Annotated in this window: 14 protein-coding genes; 8 read left to right on the plus strand and 6 right to left on the minus strand. The window is 67.5% G+C overall.

Annotation, left to right across the window (positions count from 1 at the left end):
• Positions 1-45: 45 nt before the first annotated feature.
• Positions 46-948, minus strand: a complete 903-nt coding sequence (locus AC07U0_RS17740; protein ID WP_492949428.1) for a flagellar motor protein MotB — start codon at positions 946-948, stop codon at positions 46-48.
• Between the two features lie 143 nt (positions 949-1,091).
• Here AC07U0_RS17740 and AC07U0_RS17745 point away from each other — a divergent pair, with 143 nt between their 5' ends.
• The 5 genes from AC07U0_RS17745 (at position 1,092) to AC07U0_RS17765 (ending at position 6,506) form a co-directional block, all read left to right on the plus strand.
• A complete protein-coding gene (locus AC07U0_RS17745) occupies positions 1,092-1,721 on the plus strand; it encodes a DUF922 domain-containing protein (RefSeq protein ID WP_494721297.1) in 630 nt (209 codons plus the stop codon).
• 40 nt (positions 1,722-1,761) lie between these two features.
• Positions 1,762-2,271, plus strand: coding sequence for a flavin reductase family protein (locus tag AC07U0_RS17750; protein ID WP_494721298.1), 510 nt, complete (start codon positions 1,762-1,764; stop codon positions 2,269-2,271).
• Positions 2,268-3,122 carry an NAD(P)-dependent oxidoreductase gene (locus AC07U0_RS17755; protein ID WP_494721299.1) on the plus strand — a complete coding sequence of 285 codons (855 nt, stop codon included), beginning with the start codon at positions 2,268-2,270 and terminating at the stop codon, positions 3,120-3,122. Before AC07U0_RS17750 ends, AC07U0_RS17755 begins: the two co-directional genes overlap by 4 nt.
• A 424-nt stretch (positions 3,123-3,546) precedes the next feature.
• Positions 3,547-5,046, plus strand: coding sequence for an arylsulfatase (locus AC07U0_RS17760; RefSeq protein WP_494721300.1), 1,500 nt, complete (start codon positions 3,547-3,549; stop codon positions 5,044-5,046).
• 380 nt (positions 5,047-5,426) lie between these two features.
• Positions 5,427-6,506, plus strand: coding sequence for an alpha/beta fold hydrolase (locus AC07U0_RS17765; RefSeq protein ID WP_494721301.1), 1,080 nt, complete (start codon positions 5,427-5,429; stop codon positions 6,504-6,506).
• Here AC07U0_RS17765 and AC07U0_RS17770 read toward each other — a convergent pair.
• The 3 genes from AC07U0_RS17770 to hemB all read right to left on the minus strand — a co-directional run bounded on the left by AC07U0_RS17770 (position 6,503) and on the right by hemB (position 9,654).
• The gene (locus AC07U0_RS17770) at positions 6,503-7,720 is read right to left on the minus strand and encodes a hypothetical protein (RefSeq protein ID WP_494721302.1); all 1,218 of its coding nucleotides are present in this window, start codon (positions 7,718-7,720) and stop codon (positions 6,503-6,505) included. The two genes, AC07U0_RS17765 and AC07U0_RS17770, sit on opposite strands and share 4 nt — an antisense overlap.
• 73 nt (positions 7,721-7,793) lie before the next feature.
• Positions 7,794-8,540, minus strand: coding sequence for a carbonic anhydrase (locus AC07U0_RS17775; RefSeq protein ID WP_494721303.1), 747 nt, complete (start codon positions 8,538-8,540; stop codon positions 7,794-7,796).
• Positions 8,541-8,652: 112 nt separating this feature from the next.
• A complete protein-coding gene (gene hemB / locus AC07U0_RS17780) occupies positions 8,653-9,654 on the minus strand; it encodes a porphobilinogen synthase (protein ID WP_494721304.1) in 1,002 nt (333 codons plus the stop codon).
• Positions 9,655-9,751: 97 nt separating this feature from the next.
• Here hemB and AC07U0_RS17785 point away from each other — a divergent pair, with 97 nt between their 5' ends.
• The gene (locus AC07U0_RS17785) at positions 9,752-10,480 is read left to right on the plus strand and encodes a hypothetical protein (protein ID WP_494721305.1); all 729 of its coding nucleotides are present in this window, start codon (positions 9,752-9,754) and stop codon (positions 10,478-10,480) included.
• Between the two features lie 103 nt (positions 10,481-10,583).
• Positions 10,584-11,627: an enoyl-CoA hydratase/isomerase family protein gene (locus AC07U0_RS17790; protein ID WP_494721306.1), complete on the plus strand. Its 1,044-nt coding sequence runs from the start codon at positions 10,584-10,586 to the stop codon at positions 11,625-11,627.
• Here the strand turns inward: AC07U0_RS17790 and AC07U0_RS17795 are convergent.
• Complete coding sequence (locus AC07U0_RS17795) at positions 11,624-12,406, minus strand: transglutaminase-like cysteine peptidase (RefSeq protein ID WP_494721307.1); 783 nt, start codon at positions 12,404-12,406, stop codon at positions 11,624-11,626. The two genes, AC07U0_RS17790 and AC07U0_RS17795, sit on opposite strands and share 4 nt — an antisense overlap.
• Positions 12,407-12,575: 169 nt before the next feature.
• Positions 12,576-13,082, minus strand: coding sequence for an FKBP-type peptidyl-prolyl cis-trans isomerase (locus AC07U0_RS17800; RefSeq protein WP_494721308.1), 507 nt, complete (start codon positions 13,080-13,082; stop codon positions 12,576-12,578).
• A 407-nt stretch (positions 13,083-13,489) separates the two neighbouring features.
• Here AC07U0_RS17800 and rpoB point away from each other — a divergent pair, with 407 nt between their 5' ends.
• Complete coding sequence (gene rpoB, locus AC07U0_RS17805) at positions 13,490-17,608, plus strand: DNA-directed RNA polymerase subunit beta (protein WP_494721309.1); 4,119 nt, start codon at positions 13,490-13,492, stop codon at positions 17,606-17,608.
• Positions 17,609-17,663 lie beyond the last annotated feature (55 nt).

Below are 17,663 nucleotides of genomic sequence, written 5' to 3' on the forward strand. Positions count from 1 at the left end.
GGACATTCGCGCCACAGCGGAGTGGCGCCGATGCCCCGCGGGAGCTCACAGGCTGGTGTCCATGGGCAGGACGGGGGCCTCACGCAGCAGGACGATAGCGATACGGCGGTTGCCGGCCAGCGAGGGATCGTCCGGATACAGGGGGTCGGAGCCGGCCTTGCCCGCCACGGAGTAGACGCGGTCCGGATCGACGCCGGCCTGCTGCAGGATCGAGCGGGACGCATCTGCGCGGTTGGCGGACAGCGGCCAGTCGGCGGCGGTCGAGGCGCGGCCGGAGCCGGCGACGGAGGAGGTATGGCCGCTGATGGCGATGCGGTTGGGCAGGCGATTGATGACCTGGGCCACGGCTCGCAGCAGGACCTGGGCGCGGGCATTGGGGCGGGCCGAGTTCTGGTCGAACATCGACCGGCCTTCCTGATCGACCAGCTGGATGCGCAGGCCCTCGGGCGTCTGGTCGATGATCAGCTGTTTGGACAGCTCGGCCAGCTCGGGCATGCGCTGCATGGCCTGACGCAGGCTCTCGGCGGCGCTCTGGAACTCCTGGGCCTCGCGGCGGGAGACCTCGGCGGCGAGCGCCTCGTCGCTGGCGGAGGCGACATTGGGGTTGGAGCCCGAGTCCGGCGGGGCGTCCGGCGGGGCCTGGGGCGCGAGTTGTTCGGTGACCGACATGGAGCCGGCGGCCTTGGAACCGTCCTGGCCCAGGGCCGTGCCGCCCAGGAGGCCGCCCGAGCCGGAGGTGCTGTCCGAGACGCTGGCCGGGGCGAAGTACTCGGCGATGCCGCGCTTCTGCTCAGGGTCGGTCGTGTTGATCAGCCACATCAGCAGGAAGAAGGCCATCATCGCGGTCACGAAGTCGGCGTAGGCCACCTTCCAGGCGCCGCCATGGTGGCCGCCGCCGGACACCTTCTTGATCTTCTTGATCAGGATGGGACGATCGCTGGCGGACATTCAGGAGACCTTGGGGAGAACTGGCCACAGGGTGACGGTTCAGGGTTAACGCCGCGTTTCCCATTTCGCCGTTCAGGGGACTGCCGCTTGCGTGGGTGGCGCAGGCCGGACAAGCTCGGGTTCCATCAACGAGAGCCGCCCGCATGTTCGTCAGCCTGAGCTCTCTGGCGCTTGCCGCAGCCCTGTCCGGGCAGGCGTCCGTGCCGCAGATCGCTGTTCCGCCCGCGCCGCCCAGCACGGCCCTGGTCGAGGCTGTGGGCCGGGCGGGGCTCGGCGATCTGCCGGAGGTGACCCTGATCGGCTATCCGGTCACGGGGCGTTCGCCCCGGTCCATCCGCGAATCGATGAATGAGGCGCGACCGACCGTCGAGGTCGACGGGGGGCGTCACGACGCCCGCACCGGCTGGATCTTCCAGACCCGCTGGCGGAACGGCGCGGACGGCCAGTGCATGCCCGCGACCGCGACCGTCTCGGTGGTGCTGCGCATGACCCTGCCGGACCTGACCACGCGGGATCAGCTGTCGCCGCGCGAGGAGGCTGACTGGGACGCCTACTTCGCCGCCCTGGTCACTCATGAGCGGAACCATGGCCGTATCGCCGTCGCCGGGCGCGACCAGATGCAGGCGGCGATGCGCGCCAGCGCCGACTGCGCCGCCATGAACGCTGTGGTCAAGAAGACCAGCGACGAGGTCAGGGCGGCCAGCGAGGAATACGACCGCCAGACCGATCACGGCCGCCGCGAAGGCGCCGTCTATCCGCGTCCGGGCGCCTGAGACGCTTGCTCCCGGCAGGCGGGTCGCCTAGGTCGGAACCGTGACCCTCGAACCCTTGCCCGACGATCTCGCCCGCGACACCGCCGCCTACCGCAGGGCGCTGGGCGCCTTCGCGACCGGGGTGTGCGTCGTCACCGCCGACAGCCCGGCAGGACCGCTGGGGATCACGGTCAACTCCTTCACCTCCGTCTCGCTGACGCCGCGTCTGGTGCTGTGGTGCCTGGACGAGCGGTCGGACCGCTGGCCGGTGTTCGCCGCCGCCGAGCGCTTCGCCATCCATGTCCTGCCCTCGACCGACCGGCCGTTGGCCAGCCGCTTCGCCAAGGGCGTGTCACTGCTGGAGGTGGGCGAGTTCGTCCGTCCCGCCGATCATAGCCCTCCGTGTCTGCCAGGGGCGCTGGTGCGGTTCGAGTGCGTGACCCACGAGCGGATCCAGATGGGCGACCACCTGATCATCGTCGGCAAGGTCGAGACCTTCCACGACGCGGGCGGCGAGGCCCTGACCTTCTTCCGCGGCCGCTACGGCGCCGCATCGGAGCCGACAGAATGAAGATCGCCTTCGCCGGCCTGGGCGTCATGGGCGCCCCGATGGCGCGCCACCTCCTGACCGCCGGTCACGAGGTCACGGGCTACAACCGCTCGCCCGCCAAGGCCGTCGCCTGGGCCGAGGCCAACGGCGGCAGGTCCGCCGCGACCGTGGCCGAGGCGGCGGCGGGCGTGGAGCTTTTCGTCCTGTGCGTCGGCAATGATGACGACGTCCGCGCCGTGGTCACCGAGGCCCTGCCGCATCTGGCCGAGGGGGCGGTGGTGGTGGACCACACCACGACCTCGGCCAGGGTGGCGCGCGAGATGGCCGAGCTGGCGTCCGCGAGCGGCCGCTTCTTCATCGACGCCCCGGTCTCGGGCGGTCAGGCGGGCGCCGAGAACGGCCAGCTCAGCGTCATGGCCGGCGGCGATGCGGAAGCCCTCGCCCGGGTCGAGGACGCCGTCATGGCCTATTCGAAGGCCATCCAGCACATGGGCCCCTCGGGCGCCGGCCAACTGACCAAGATGGTCAACCAGATCGCCATCGCGGGCGTCGTCCAGGGCCTGGCCGAGGCCATCCACTTCGCCAAGACCGCCGGTCTGGACACCGACGCCGTCTATCAGGCCGTGTCCAAGGGCGCGGCCCAGAGCTGGCAGATGGACAACCGCTGGAAGACGGCGGCGGAAGGCAAGTTCGACTTTGGCTTCGCCGTCGACTGGATGCGCAAGGACCTCGGTCTGGTGCTAGACGAGGCCCGCTCCAACGGGGCGACCGTCTCCATGACCGCCCTGGTCGACCAGTACTATGCCGACGTCCAGAAGCTGGGCGGCGGCCGCTGGGACACGTCCAGCCTGAAGGCCCGGCTGGAGCCCTGACCGCCCGCCGGGAGGGCGTTTTGCACTCGAAAAAAGGTGGGTGCAAAAGGTGCAATTCGGAAGTCCGGTCTCAGGATTTCTCTGCAAGGCATTGAAATTCAAATCCGGAAATCGCGATGATGCTTTGCACTCCGAATTCGACCGGGTGCAAGTTCCGCCTTCCGCCCCTGTCGGGACGCATCTGATGTCAAAGACCGGACGCGCAGTTTAACGCGCCGCAGAGGCCCGCTGGACCGAATGTCGCGGCCCGGGGAAATGGGGCCTGATTTCAGGGCCTTCCACAGGCGCCGGCTGCTGACTCACGGGTGTCGCGGCGTTTCTCCGGGCGGAGTGCGGGTTCGACCCGACTCCCCGCTTCAGGCCGCCGTGGGACTCTGACTTGGAAGCCGGGCCGCTCCGAGCCGGGCGATCAAGGAGTCAGGTGATGCCCAAAAAGCCGAACGTGCTCGTGATGTGGGGGGATGACATCGGTCAGGCCAACCTCAGCTGCTACACCCGGGGCGTGATGGGGTATCGCACCCCGAACATCGACCGCATCGCCAGGGAAGGGATGATCTTCACCGACGCCTATGCCGAGCAGAGCTGCACTGCAGGTCGGGCGTCCTTCATCACCGGCCAGTGCGGCCTGCGCACCGGGATGACCAAGGTGGGTCTGCCCGGCGCGGAACTGGGCCTTCAGGCCGAGGACATCACCACCGCCCAGGCGCTCAAGCCGCTGGGCTATCGCACCGGCCAGTTCGGCAAGAACCACTTGGGCGACCGTGACGAGCACCTGCCCACGGTTCACGGCTTCGACGAGTTCTTCGGCAACCTCTATCACCTCAACGCCGAGGAAGAGCCCGAACACGTCGACTATCCGAACGAGAAGGACTTCCCCGACTTCAAGAAGAAGTACGGCCCGCGCGGCGTGCTGCACTGCTGGTCGGACGGCAAGGGCGGTCAGACGATCGAGAACACCGGGCCCCTGACAAAGAAGCGGATGGAGACCTGTGACGAGGAATTCCTGGAGGCCGCCAAAACGTTCATCCGGGCCGCCCATGAAGCGGATGAACCGTTCTTCGTCTGGTTCAACACGACCCACATGCACGCCTGGACGCATGTGAAGCCGGAGCTGATCGGCCAGTCGGGCCGCTGGCAGTCCGAGTACCACGACGCCATGATCTATCACGACTGGTGCATCGGCCAGATGCTGGACTTCATCGACGAGCTGGGCATCGCCGACGACACCTTCGTCCAGTACTCGACCGACAACGGTCCGCACATGAACACCTGGCCGGACGGGGGCATGACCCCGTTCCGCAACGAGAAGAACTCGAGCTGGGAGGGCGCCTATCGCGTGCCCTGCATGGTCCGCTATCCCGGCAAGATCGAGGCCGGGACGGAGTCCAACGCCATCGTCAGCCATCTGGACTGGTTCCCGACCATCCTGGCCATCGCTGGCGAACCCGACATCAAGGAAAAGCTGGTGAAGGGCCACAAGGTCGGGGACACGACCTTCAAGGTCCATCTCGACGGCTTCAACCTGCTGCCCTACCTGACCGGCGAGGTCGAGGAGAGCCCGCGCAAGGGCTTCATCTACTTCACCGACGACGGCGATGTGGCGGCGCTGCGCTACGACAACTGGAAGATGATGTTCCTGGAGCAGCGGGTGAAGGGCACGCTGAAGGTCTGGCAGGATCCGTTCGTCGAACTGCGCGTGCCCTATATCTTCAACCTGCGGCTCGATCCCTATGAGCGGGCGGAGATCACCTCGAACACCTATTGGGACTGGCTGTTCCGCCGCATCTTCCTGCTGGTCCCCGCCCAGGCCGGCGTCGCGGAATTCATCGCCACCTTCAAGGAGTTCCCGCCCCGGCAAAAAGCGGCCAGCTTCAGCCTGGATCAGGTGCTGGCGAAGATGACGGAGACGGCGTCGGGGGCCTGAGGTGCCTCAGGCGATTTCGGGGCGCGGCTGAGGGTTTGACCCGACTGCCGCGCTTCCGATGCCGTGAGACCGTCCCCTGTCGCTGCGGGCTGGAAGGGCGCGGCGACACCGAGGTCCGCAAGGCCGGAATCCTGTCGAGGGAGGGATTTCGGGGCAGGCGGCGGGAGGCGCGATTATCCCGGCGCCTCCCGCCGCTCGCGGATCGAACAGTTTTGCCGCGGCCAGAACGGGCGCGGCAGGCCGGAGAACCCGGCGCGCCGGCGAACGGGGAGGGGACGTTGCAGGACGTCCCCTTTTCGCTGTCTGGCGGCAAGCCGGGCATGGTTGATCGGGAGGCGGCGGCGTGCAGGATGCGGCCTCCCGTCCCCGGAGCCGAGTCCATGCGCATCCTTCTGAGCCTGATCCTGCTGGCCCTTTGGGGCGGCGCCGCTGCGGCCCAGACGCCCGCGCCGCGCTACACCCCGGCCGAGGGCGACTATGTGGGCGGGCCGCTGGAGATCCGGTCGGGCGGGACGCTGCCGGAACTGCGGATGCATTACCGGACGCTGGGAACGCCGGTCAGGAACGCCGAGGGGCGGGTGACCAATGCGGTACTGATCCTGCACGGCACGGGCGGGACGGGCGCGACCTTCCTGTCGCCCCAGTTCGCGGGCGAGCTGTTCGGGCCGGGCCAGCCGCTGGATGTGACGCGCTACTACATCATCATGCCCGACAGCCTTGGACACGGGCAGTCGACCAAGCCCAGCGACGGCTTGCGGGCGGCGTTTCCGGAGTATCAGTACGCCGACATGGTCGAGGCCCAGCGGCGGATGCTGGTCGAGGGGTTGAATGTCGATCACCTGCGGCTGATCCTGGGCACCTCGATGGGATGCATGCACGCCTTCGTCTGGGGCGAGACCCATCCCGATTTCGCCGACGCCCTGATGCCGCTGGCCTGCGAGCCGACGGCGCTGGTGGGCCGCAACCGGTTGTGGCGGACCATGCTGAAGGACGCCATCCGCAACGATCCGGCGTGGATGGGCGGGAACTATGTCGAACAGCCGAAGCTGGGCCTGAGGGAGGCTGTGGACCTGCTGGTTCTGGCCGGTGGCGCGACGATGCCGCTGCAGCACGATCTGGCGACGCCCGAAGCGGTGGATGTGTATGCGCGGACCCAGCAGACGCGACGGCTGCCCGGGCTGGACGCCAACGACCTGTGGTATCAGGTCAACGCCTCGAGCGACTATGACCCCTCGGCCGATCTGGAGAAGATCACCGCGCCGGTGATGTGGATCAACTCGGCCGACGACTTCATCAATCCGCCGGAGCTGGGGCTGTCCGAGCAGTTCGCGCCGCGCATCCGCAACGGCCAGTACCGGCTGATCCCCAACAGCGTCGGCGGCAAGGGGCACGGGACCCATACCTGGGCGGTGTTCTGGAAGGACGACCTGCTCGCCCTGCTGGCGCGGTCTGGCGACTAGGCGGCCGTCGAGGCGGCCATGGCGGAGCCCGGATGGAGCTGGAGCAGGGGCAGGGCCTCGGCTTCCCAGCGTCGGCCGCCGACCGGCTCGCTCTGGATGCGGCAGATGCCGGGACCCGAGAGGAAGGGGATCTTGAGGGCGATGGCCAGTTCGCGCTCGGTGCGGAAGCGGATGTTGGTGATCCCGGCGACGATGCGCCGGCGGCGGTAGTGGACCGAATGGCTGGCGAAGCGCCGGATGGCGGCCAGCCGGACGTCGGGCTTGGCGTCGGGCAGGGCGAGCGTGACGCTGGACACGGCGCGGGTCGCCAGCTGCTGGATCTGGAAGTCCGGATCGTGGGTGCACAGGTCGATGCCGCCGAACACCGGATCGAGGGTCTCGCGGATCGTCTTCAGGGCGTGGAAGGTCGGCGCGCGCGGCGTGTCATAGACGCTGACCGAGAGCTTGGCCCGATAGCCTTCTGGCAGGACCAGCAGCAGGTCGGCGTAGTTGGCGCGCTGGCTGGGCCGGACCAGGGTCGAGAAGGAGACGGGCACGATCAGCGGCTGAAGGACCGGGAAGTCGACCAGGAAACGCAGGGCGGTGGTCACGCAGGCGGCGTCGAAGGTCTCGGTGTCCTCGGGCTGGTGGTCCGGGCCGTCCAGCAGGCTGTAATAGGTCGAGGCGGTGACCGGGGTGCAGCTGAGCACATCGCCGACGAAGGTCTGGCCCGCGCTGAACCAGACGCCCTGGGAGGTGTCGATGGTCGGGCCGAAGCGGAAGGCGTCGGCGGTCTCGGCGTTCTCAGGATGCTCGGGGACCTCGATCAGGGAGCCGTCGGCGGCGATGCGGCGCAGCAGGCCGCCCTGCGGAAGACGGCTCGGGTCCTCCATGGCGTCCAGAACGGCCTCGGCCGACCAGTTGGCAAAGGTGTCGATGGCCTCGTCGTCGCCCTCGAACAGAACGAGTTTGACCGCGTCCTCGATGCCCGTGCCGAACAGCTTGGCCTGAAGCTCCTGCGACAGATGGGCCAGTTCGACGGTGTCGAGTTCCTCCGCCCCGGGGTCGCCGAGCAGATAGGCATAGGGGGTCAGCTGGTCGTAGTGGCGCGGGTGAACCCAGCGCACCTCAAGGAAGATATTGGCGTATTTGGCGACCAGCGGGCCGAGCTGGTCCGCCGGCACATCTGTCCGGTTGCCGTCCAGCAGTACTCGCAAACACGCAACAGCGGCCACGTTTCAAGTCCCTCCGCCTGACGTTGTGGCCGAGGGGAATGAAGAAATGGCGAAAGCGGAGCCGGAAAACCCGTCAGGCGTGTCCGTGGACTTCGGAGGTGGGCGGACTGTCGGGCAGGTCGAGGAAGTCGACGCGGCCGGTGACCATGTCCTTGACGGCGGCGACGATCTTGATGGTTCCGGCTTCGACCGCGTGGGCCAGGGCGGTGTCGGCGGTCAGGAGGCGGGCGACGACGCGGCGGGCGTTCTCCTCGACCGCCAGGCGGGCCAGGTCGTGACCGCCGATCTTCCGGGCCGACAGGACGGCGGGCAGGATGGGGACGATCATCTCCTCCAGCGAGGGATCCAGCTCGGCCTTGCCGTCGACCACGGCCTCGGCGGCGGCGACCGCGCCGCAGCCGGTATGACCCATGACGACGACCAGCGGGCAGCTCAGGTGCTTCACCGCATAGACGATGGACGACAGACCGCGCCGGTCGACGGTGTTGCCGGCCACCCGGATGATGAAGAGCTTGCCCAGACCCTGGTTGAACAGGATGGTCGGCGGGGTGCGGCTGTCGGCGCAGCCGACGATGGTGGCGATGGGCTTCTGGCCGCCCTGAAGTGCGTCCAGATCGTGGGCGGTGACGTGGCCGAGGCTGGAGGCGCCGGACAGGAAGGCGGCGTTTCCGTCGCGCAGCATCTGCAGGGCCTCGTCGGGCGTCGGACCATGGTGATGTGGGGTCAGGACGGCGGCCGCGGCGGCCACGGCCCCGGCGGCGGCGACCTCGAGGTCAGGCGAGGCGGCGAAGTCCAGCGAGACCGGTGGAGGAGCCGGCACACGCGACGGCTTCTTCCGCCCAAACCAAAGAAAGCCCATGCCGATCCCCACCTGCCTGTTCGTTAAGCATTTGCGGAACGAGGGTCGGCGAGGTCAAGCGGAGATTGGGGCGTCAGCCCAGCAGCCGCGCCGCCTGCGGGGCGAAATAGGTGAGGACGCCGGCGCAGCCCGCGCGCTTGAAGCCGTGCAGGGTCTCGAGGATGGCGCGGTCATGGTCCAGCCAGCCGTTGGCGATGGAGGCCTGCATCATCGAATATTCGCCCGACACCTGATAGGCGAAGGTCGGAATTTTGAACGTCTCGTGCACGCGGCGGACGATGTCGAGATAGGGCATGCCGGGCTTGACCATGACGGCGTCGGCGCCTTCGGAGATGTCCATCGCGACCTCCTTCAGGGCCTCGTCGGAGTTGGCGTAGTCCATCTGATAGGTCTTCTTGTCGCCGGTCAGCATCTTCGCCGAGCCGACCGCGTCGCGGTACGGGCCATAGAAGGCCGAGGCGAATTTGGCGGCGTAGGAGAGGATCAGGGTGTCGTGGAAGCCGTTGGCCTCCAGCGCCTCGCGGATGGCCTGGACGCGGCCGTCCATCATGTCCGACGGGGCGACGACGTCGGCGCCGGCGTGGGCCTGGATGAAGGCCTGTTCGGCGAGCCGGTCGAGGGAGGCGTCGTTGAGGATGCGGCCGTCCTCGACCACCCCGTCGTGGCCGTGGTCGGTGTAGCAGTCGAGCGCCACGTCGCACATGACGCCGATCCCGGGCGCGGCGTCCTTGATGGCCTTGATGCAGTCGGGGATCAGGCCGTCGGGGTCGGTGGCGCCGGTTCCGGTCGCGTCCTTGGTCGCGGCGTCGACATTGGGGAAGAGGGCGACCATCGGGATGCCCAGATCGCGGGCCTCGACGGCGGCGGCGGCCGCGGCTTTCGGCGACAGGCGGAAGACGCCGGGCATGGAGGGGACCGGCACGCGGTCCTCGGCGCCGTCATGGACGATCAGCGGCCAGATCAGGTCCGACGGCGTCAGCGTGGTCTCGGCGACCAGTCGTCGCACCCAGGGGCTGCTGCGCAGACGGCGGGGACGGGCCATGGGGAAGGCGGCGGGCATGAAGGGCAGGGTCATGGGCGCGGCTTAGACCAACCGTCGCGCCCCTGCAAAGAGAAGGGACTGGTGACAGTCTGGCGGATCGGTGGTCAATCTTGGGTGGGAGGAACCACCAATGATCAAGAACGCCGCCGCCGTCGCCGCCGTCATCCTGGCCCTTGGAGCGTCCGCCGGGACGCCCGCTTCCGCCCAATCCGGAGGGGTGGAAGAGATCGTGGTCACGGGCTCGCGGGTCCGGGAGTGGGATCCCGACCAGATCCCGGCCGTCCGGCTGAATCGCCGCGCCGACAATCTGATCGTCGAGATCCGCGCTGTGGGCGATACGCGGGACGCGGCCCAGAGGCGCGCCGAACTGATCGAGACCCTGCGCGGTCTGGCGCGGGCGGCGGCGCGACAGGCCGACATCGACCTGAGCATCGAGGTGGACGGCGCCCTGACGCCCCTGACCGAGGACATGGTCAGCACCCTGACCCTGGGTGTCGACGGCAACCGGTCCGACACCTCGACCGCCTCCCTGATCGTCAAGACGCCCATCCTGCCGAACGACACCATGGACGGGGCCTCGGGGCGGATCGAACGGTTCGTGGCGAGCGCGCCCAAGTCGGGCCGGACCCTGATCAACATCACCGGCGACTGGCAGCTGTCGATCCTGAATCCGGCCCAGTACCGCACGCCGATCCTCGCCCTGATGGCGGAGGACGCGCGCACGACGGCGCAGGCTTTCGGCGACGGGTACGGAGTTCAGGCCGAGGGGCTGGAGAACCGGGTGACCTGGATCCAGTCGGGGCCGCTCGAGCTGTCGCTGTTCATTCCCTACAAGCTGACGGTGACGCCGAAGTCCTGAGGAGAGGGCGCCGCGAAAGCGCAGGCGGGGATTGCGGCGACGCGGCTCGACGCGGGCGACGGGGCTGCCTATCACCCACGCCAGACCGTCGCGGGAGAATCCGATGTCCGAAGCCGAAGTCCTGACCCGTATCGACGGCGCCGTGGGGCGGATCACCCTGAACCGGCCAAAGGCCCTGCACGCGCTGAACAAGGCGATGTGCGAGGCGATGATCGAGGCCCTGACGGCGTGGCGCGACGATCCGGAGGTGGTCGGGGTGCTGATCGACCATTCGGGCGAGCGCGGCTTCTGCGCCGGGGGCGATATCCGCATGATCGCCGAGAGCGGGGCGGGGGATGCCTCGGAGGCCAGGGCCTTCTTCAAGACCGAGTACCGGCTGAACCATCTGATGTTCGAATACCCCAAGCCGATCACGGCGGTGGTGGACGGCATCGTCATGGGCGGGGGCGTGGGCATCTCGGAGCCGGCTTCGGTGCGGGTCGCGACCGAACGGACGACCTATGCGATGCCGGAGACGGGCATCGGCCTGTTCCCGGATGTCGGCGGCGGCTGGTTCCTGTCGCGGCTGCCGGGGCAGACGGGCGTCTGGCTGGCCCTGACCGGGGCGCGGCTGAAGGCGGCGGACACGGTGGCCCTGGGGATCCACACCCATTTCGTGCCGTCCGCGAACGTCATGGCCCTGAAGGCCGATCTGATGGGCGGGGTCGAGCCGGCGGAGGCGGCGGCGAACCATCGCTCGGCCGACCCGGGGCCGGCGACGATCGACCGCGAGGCGATCGACCGGCTGTTTGCTCACGACACGGTCGAGGCGATCTTTGAAGCGCTGGAGGCGGACGGGTCGGACTGGGCGCAGGCGCAGCTGGCGACGCTGAAGACCAAGTCGCCGACCTCGATGAAGGCAGCGCTGAAACAGGTGCGGACGGGGGCGACCCTGACCGACTTCGCCGACAACATGGCCATGGAATACCGGCTGGGCGGGCGGATCGTCCGGACCCACGACTTCCAGGAGGGCGTCCGCGCTGTCGTGGTCGACAAGGACAATGCGCCACAATGGTCGCCGGCGACGCTGGACGGGGTGTCGGACGCCACGGTCGAGGCCCTGTTCGCGCCCTTGCCGGCCGATGAGGAATGGACGCCTCTGACCTAGGAGGCTTCCACCGTGCGCCAGTCGAATGGCTGGCCGGGCGTCTGACGTTCGACCCAGCGATAGCCGGTCTGGTCCCAGTGCAGGATCCAGGCGCTGAGGTTGTCGAGGATCATGTCGCCCTGGTCGGTGGTCAAGATGAGCACGGCATGCAGCTCGTTCCACGGCGTGCGGACGATGCCGAAGGACAGGACCTCGGGCGGAATGCCCACCGCGATCAGCTGATGTCGTTTGGTCAGGGCGTAGTCCTCGCAGTCGCCATGCTCGTCGCGGCCGGACTGGACGTTCCAGTAGTCTGCCTGGCCGTACTGGGCCTGATCGCTCTCCATCTGGACGGCGCGGTTCACCGACTGGTTGACGTGGTCCACCAGGCTCCAGCGCTCAGCGGTCATGACCAGGGCCCCGGTCGGGGTCAGGGCCGCGCCTCCGGCCGGGGAGGGCAGGTGGATCGGCGGGACCCCTGCCGCGGGGGCGCCGGTTGCGCCGGGCGGGAAGGCGGCGGAGGCCGGGCCGCCGAAGGCGTCGCGCCATTCGATGGCGTGCGCCTCCTTGCGGATGGCGTCGTCGTCGTGACCGTCCTCCTCGCCGGATTCACGGCATTCGGAGGGATCGCGTTCGCAGAGGACGAGGAAGCCTTCGGGCGGGGCGGCGACCCGACCCTCGGGCGCATCAGGGGTAGGGGTACGCTCGGGCCCGGCGTGCTGGAGGGGCGTCCGGGCATGGGTCAGGTCGCCGCCCACCAGGATCAGCGCGGTCGTCAGCAAAAGTCCCGGCTTGCCCATGGCGAAGGCCTCCTCGTCCAGAAACAGGATCGGACGGGAGGTTGTCGGGCGGAATCGAAAACAATCTATGCATCAATTACGGAGTAAATAGACTCCCATAGGTTGTGTGGGCGCGCGTGCGGTCGCAGGCTCGCGGACGAGCGGTGATGCCTTGTAGAGGGCGGTTGACTTAGGGGTTCACGGCCAGCAGCTGGACCCGGAACAGCAGGGTGGATTCCGCCGGAATGTCGTTGCCCATGCGGCGCCCGGCATAGGCCAGGTTGGCGGGGATGACGAAGTCATAGGTCTCGCCGACGTGCATCAGGGCCACGCCCTCGGTCCAGCCCTTGATGACGCGGTTCAGGGGGAAGGAGGCCGGCTCGTTGCGCGAATAGGAGCTGTCGAACTCGGTCCCGTTGATGAGCGTGCCACGATAGTGGACGCGCACGGTGTCGGTCGTCAGCGGCTGGGCGGCCTTGGGGAAGGCGCGGCCGACGCGCCTGTACTGCAGGCCCGAGGGGGTGACGTTCCAGCCGCGGTTGGTCAGGTTCCAGGCCAGATAGGCGCGCTGGGCCGGAACCCAGGACGCCGCATCGCTCGGCGCGGCGGCCAGGATGACGGGCGGCACGGTAGCGGCGCAGGCCGACAGGGTCGCGGCGGACAGGACGAGGGCGGCGGCGAGGGCGATACGGGTCATACGGCGACGCTAGCAGGGTCCCGGCGCGCCGAAAAGTGGCGCTATGCGGGGCTCATTCCTATCTGGAGCGAGCGCGGCTGGCAGGCTTTCGGGCGGGTGAAAAGCGGGAATCCGAAGGACAGCATAATTCCTTGTGGACCGGCCTTTATTTCGTCGGAAAAGCGAGTATATGTCCGCGTTCCGCAACAGCTCAATTGAGTCTGCGCGAAAGCGCCGAGGCCCGGTCCGTCGCCCTCCGACCGAGCGAAGGTGCGGCTCCTATCCCAGGGAGCCCATAGATTTCAGGCCTCCTGGACCTTTCGGGGTCCGAGGGTGGAGGCCGAAACCGAAACGCGCGGCCGCTGAAAAGCGTGTCGTGCCACTGCATTTCTCCGGCAGGTCACGCTGCCAGGATTGGGAAACACTGAATGACAGACGTCCTCAACGGTCTCACCATCAACGGTCAGATCGCGTCGGCCACCACCTTCACCGGTAAAAAGCGCATTCGCAAATCCTTCGGGCGGATCCCCGAAGCGGTCGCGATGCCGAACCTGATCGAGGTTCAGCGCGCCTCCTACGAGCAGTTCCTGCAGCGCGAAGTCCGCGCCGGCGTCCGCAAGGACCAGGGCATCGAGGCGGTCTTCAAGTCGGTGTTCCCGATCAAGGACTTCAACGAACGCGCCGTTCTGGAATACGTCTCCTACGAGTTCGAGGAGCCCAAGTACGACGTCGAGGAATGCATCCAGCGCGACATGACCTTCGCGGCTCCGCTGAAGGTCAAGCTGCGTCTGATCGTCTTTGAAGCGGACGAAGAGACCGGCGCCCGCTCGGTCAAGGACATCAAGGAACAGGACGTCTATATGGGGGACATCCCCCTGATGACGGACAAGGGCACGTTCATCGTCAACGGCACCGAGCGCGTGATCGTCTCGCAGATGCACCGTTCGCCGGGCGTGTTCTTCGACCACGACAAGGGCAAGACCCACTCGTCGGGCAAGCTGCTGTTCGCCGCCCGCGTGATCCCGTACCGCGGCTCGTGGCTGGACTTCGAGTTCGACGCCAAGGACGTGGTCTATGTGCGTATCGACCGTCGCCGCAAGCTGCCGGCGACCACCTTCCTCTATGCCCTGGGCATGGACGGCGAGGAGATCCTGCGTACCTTCTACGAGACCGTTCCCTACGAGAAGCGCGGCGAAGGCTGGGTCACCCCCTACAAGCCCGAGCGCTGGCGCGGCGTGAAGCCGGAGTTCGACCTGATCGACGCCGACACCGGCGAAGTGGTCGCGCAAGCCGGTCACAAGATCAGCGCCCGCGCTGCCAAGAAGCTGCAGGACGGCGGCCTGAAGTCGCTGTCGCTGGCTGCTGACGCCCTGGTCACCCGTTACCTGGCGGCCGACGCCGTCAACTACGAAACCGGCGAGATCTATGCCGAGGCCGGCGACGAGCTGGACGCCCCGACCATCGAACTGCTGGAAGGCAAGGGCTTCACCACCATCGACGTGCTGGACATCGACCACGTGACGGTCGGCGCCTACGTCCGCAACACCCTGCGGGTCGACAAGAACACGGGCCGCGAGGACGCCCTGTTCGACGTCTACCGCGTGATGCGCCCGGGTGAGCCGCCGACCCCGGAAGCCGCCGAGGCCATGTTCCAGTCGCTGTTCTTCGATGCAGAACGCTATGACCTGTCGGCCGTGGGCCGGGTGAAGATGAACATGCGTCTGGAAACCCCCGAGGTTTCGGACGAAATCCGCGTGCTCCAGAAGGACGACGTCCTGAAGGTCCTGCAGATCCTCGTCGGCCTGAAGGACGGCAAGGGCGAGATCGACGACATCGACAACCTCGGCAACCGCCGGGTCCGTTCGGTGGGCGAGCTGCTGGAAAACCAGTACCGCGTCGGCCTGCTGCGCATGGAACGCGCGATCAAGGAGCGCATGTCGTCGGTCGATATCGACACCGTCATGCCGCACGACCTGATCAACGCCAAGCCGGCCGCCGCCTCGGTCCGCGAGTTCTTCGGCTCGTCGCAGCTGTCGCAGTTCATGGACCAGACGAACCCGCTGTCGGAAATCACCCACAAGCGTCGCCTTTCGGCGCTTGGCCCGGGCGGTCTGACGCGTGAGCGCGCGGGCTTCGAAGTCCGCGACGTCCACCCGACCCACTACGGCCGCATCTGCCCGATCGAAACGCCGGAAGGCCCGAACATCGGTCTGATCAACTCCCTGGCCACCCACGCCCGCGTCAACAAGTACGGTTTCATCGAGAGCCCGTACCGTCGCGTGAAGGACGGCAAGGCCCAGGGCGAGGTGGTCTACATCTCGGCCATGGAGGAGTCGAAGTACACGATCGCCCAGGCGAACATCGCCCTCAAGGACGGTGAAATCGTCGACGATCTGGTCCCCGGCCGGATCAACGGTGAATCCCAGCTGCTGATCAAGGCCGACGTCGACATGATGGACGTGTCGCCGAAACAGGTCGTTTCGGTCGCCGCCGCCCTGATCCCGTTCCTGGAAAACGACGACGCCAACCGCGCACTGATGGGCGCCAACATGCAACGTCAGGCCGTGCCTCTGGTGCAGTCGGACGCGCCGCTGGTCGGCACCGGCATGGAAGCGGTCGTGGCCCGTGACTCGGGCGCCGTGGTCATCGCCCGCCGCGACGGCGTGGTTGAACAGATCGACGGCACGCGTATCGTTGTGCGCGCCACCGGCGAACTGGAAGCCGCCCGCTCGGGCGTCGACATCTACCGCCTGTCCAAATTCCAGCGTTCGAACCAGTCGACCTGCATCAACCAGCGCCCGATCGTGCGCGTGGGCGATGAAGTGAAGACCGGCGACGTCATCGCCGACGGTCCGTCGACGGACCTGGGCGATCTGGCCCTGGGCCGCAACGCCCTCGTCGCCTTCATGCCCTGGAACGGCTACAACTTCGAAGACTCGATCCTGATCAGCGAGCGCATCGTCCGCGACGACGTGTTCACCTCGATCCACATCGACGAGTTCGAAGTGATGGCCCGCGACACCAAGCTTGGGCCGGAAGAAATCACCCGCGACATCCCCAACGTCGGCGAGGAAGCCCTGCGCAACCTCGACGAAGCGGGCATCGTGGCCATCGGCGCCGAAGTCCAGCCGGGCGACATCCTCTGCGGCAAGGTCACTCCGAAGGGCGAAAGCCCGATGACCCCCGAAGAGAAGCTGCTGCGCGCCATCTTCGGCGAAAAGGCCTCGGACGTGCGTGACACCTCCCTGCGCCTGCCGCCCGGCGTCGCCGGCACGGTCGTCGACGTTCGCGTCTTCAACCGCCACGGCGTCGACAAGGACGAGCGCGCCATGTCGATCGAACGTTCGGAAATCGAACGCCTCGGCAAGGACCGCGACGATGAGCTCGCGATCCTGGAACGCAACGTCTACGGCCGCCTGAAGCCCCTGCTGCTGGGCAAGAACGCGACCTCGGGTCCGAAGGGCCTGGGCCGCGGTGAAGTCACCGAAGACAAGCTGGGCGAGCTCTCGCGCGGCCTGTGGTGGCAGATCGCTCTCGACGACGAGAAGGCGATGGGCGAGCTGGAAGCCATGAAGGCCCAGTTCGAAGGCGCTCGCAAGGCGCTGGACCGTCGCTTCGAAGACAAGGTCGAGAAGCTGCAACGCGGCGACGAACTGCCCCCGGGCGTGATGAAGATGGTCAAGGTCTTCGTCGCCGTGAAGCGCAAGCTTCAACCGGGCGACAAGATGGCCGGCCGTCACGGCAACAAGGGCGTCATCTCCAAGATCCTTCCGATCGAGGACATGCCTCACCTGGCCGACGGCACGTCCGTCGACGTCGTTCTGAACCCGCTGGGCGTGCCGTCGCGCATGAACATCGGCCAGATCTTCGAAACCCACCTGGGTTGGGCGGCCGCGGGCCTCGGTCGTCAGATCGCGGGTCTGCTGGAAGCCTGGCAACAAGGCGGTCAGAAGCAGGCGCTCGTCGAGCGTCTGACCGAAATCTACGGCGCGGACACCCCGCTGCCGGAAGACGAGGAGGATCTGATCGAACTGTCGAAGAACCTCTCGAAGGGTGTTCCGTTCGCCACTCCGGTGTTCGACGGCGCGCACATCTCGGACATCGAGGACCTGCTGGAATCGGCCGGTCTGGAGCGTTCGGGCCAGTCGATCGTCTATGACGGTCAGACCGGCGAGCAGTTCAAGCGTCCGGTCACGGTCGGCTACATCTACATGCTGAAGCTGCACCACCTGGTCGACGACAAGATCCACGCCCGCTCCATCGGCCCGTACTCGCTCGTCACCCAGCAGCCGCTGGGCGGCAAGGCGCAGTTCGGCGGTCAGCGCTTCGGGGAAATGGAGGTCTGGGCTCTGGAAGCCTACGGCGCCGCCTACACCCTGCAGGAAATGCTGACGGTGAAGTCCGACGACGTGGCCGGCCGGACCAAGGTCTACGAGGCCATCGTCCGCGGCGACGACAGCTTCGAGGCCGGCATTCCCGAGAGCTTCAACGTTCTCATCAAGGAAATGCGTTCGCTGGGTCTGAACGTGGAGCTGGAGAACAGCTGATCGGAACCACCCCTCCCCGTGAAAGCGGGGAGGGGGCCGTCGCTCTCTCCACTTT

The sequence above is a fragment of the Brevundimonas sp. GW821-FHT02A10 genome (assembly GCF_059422025.1).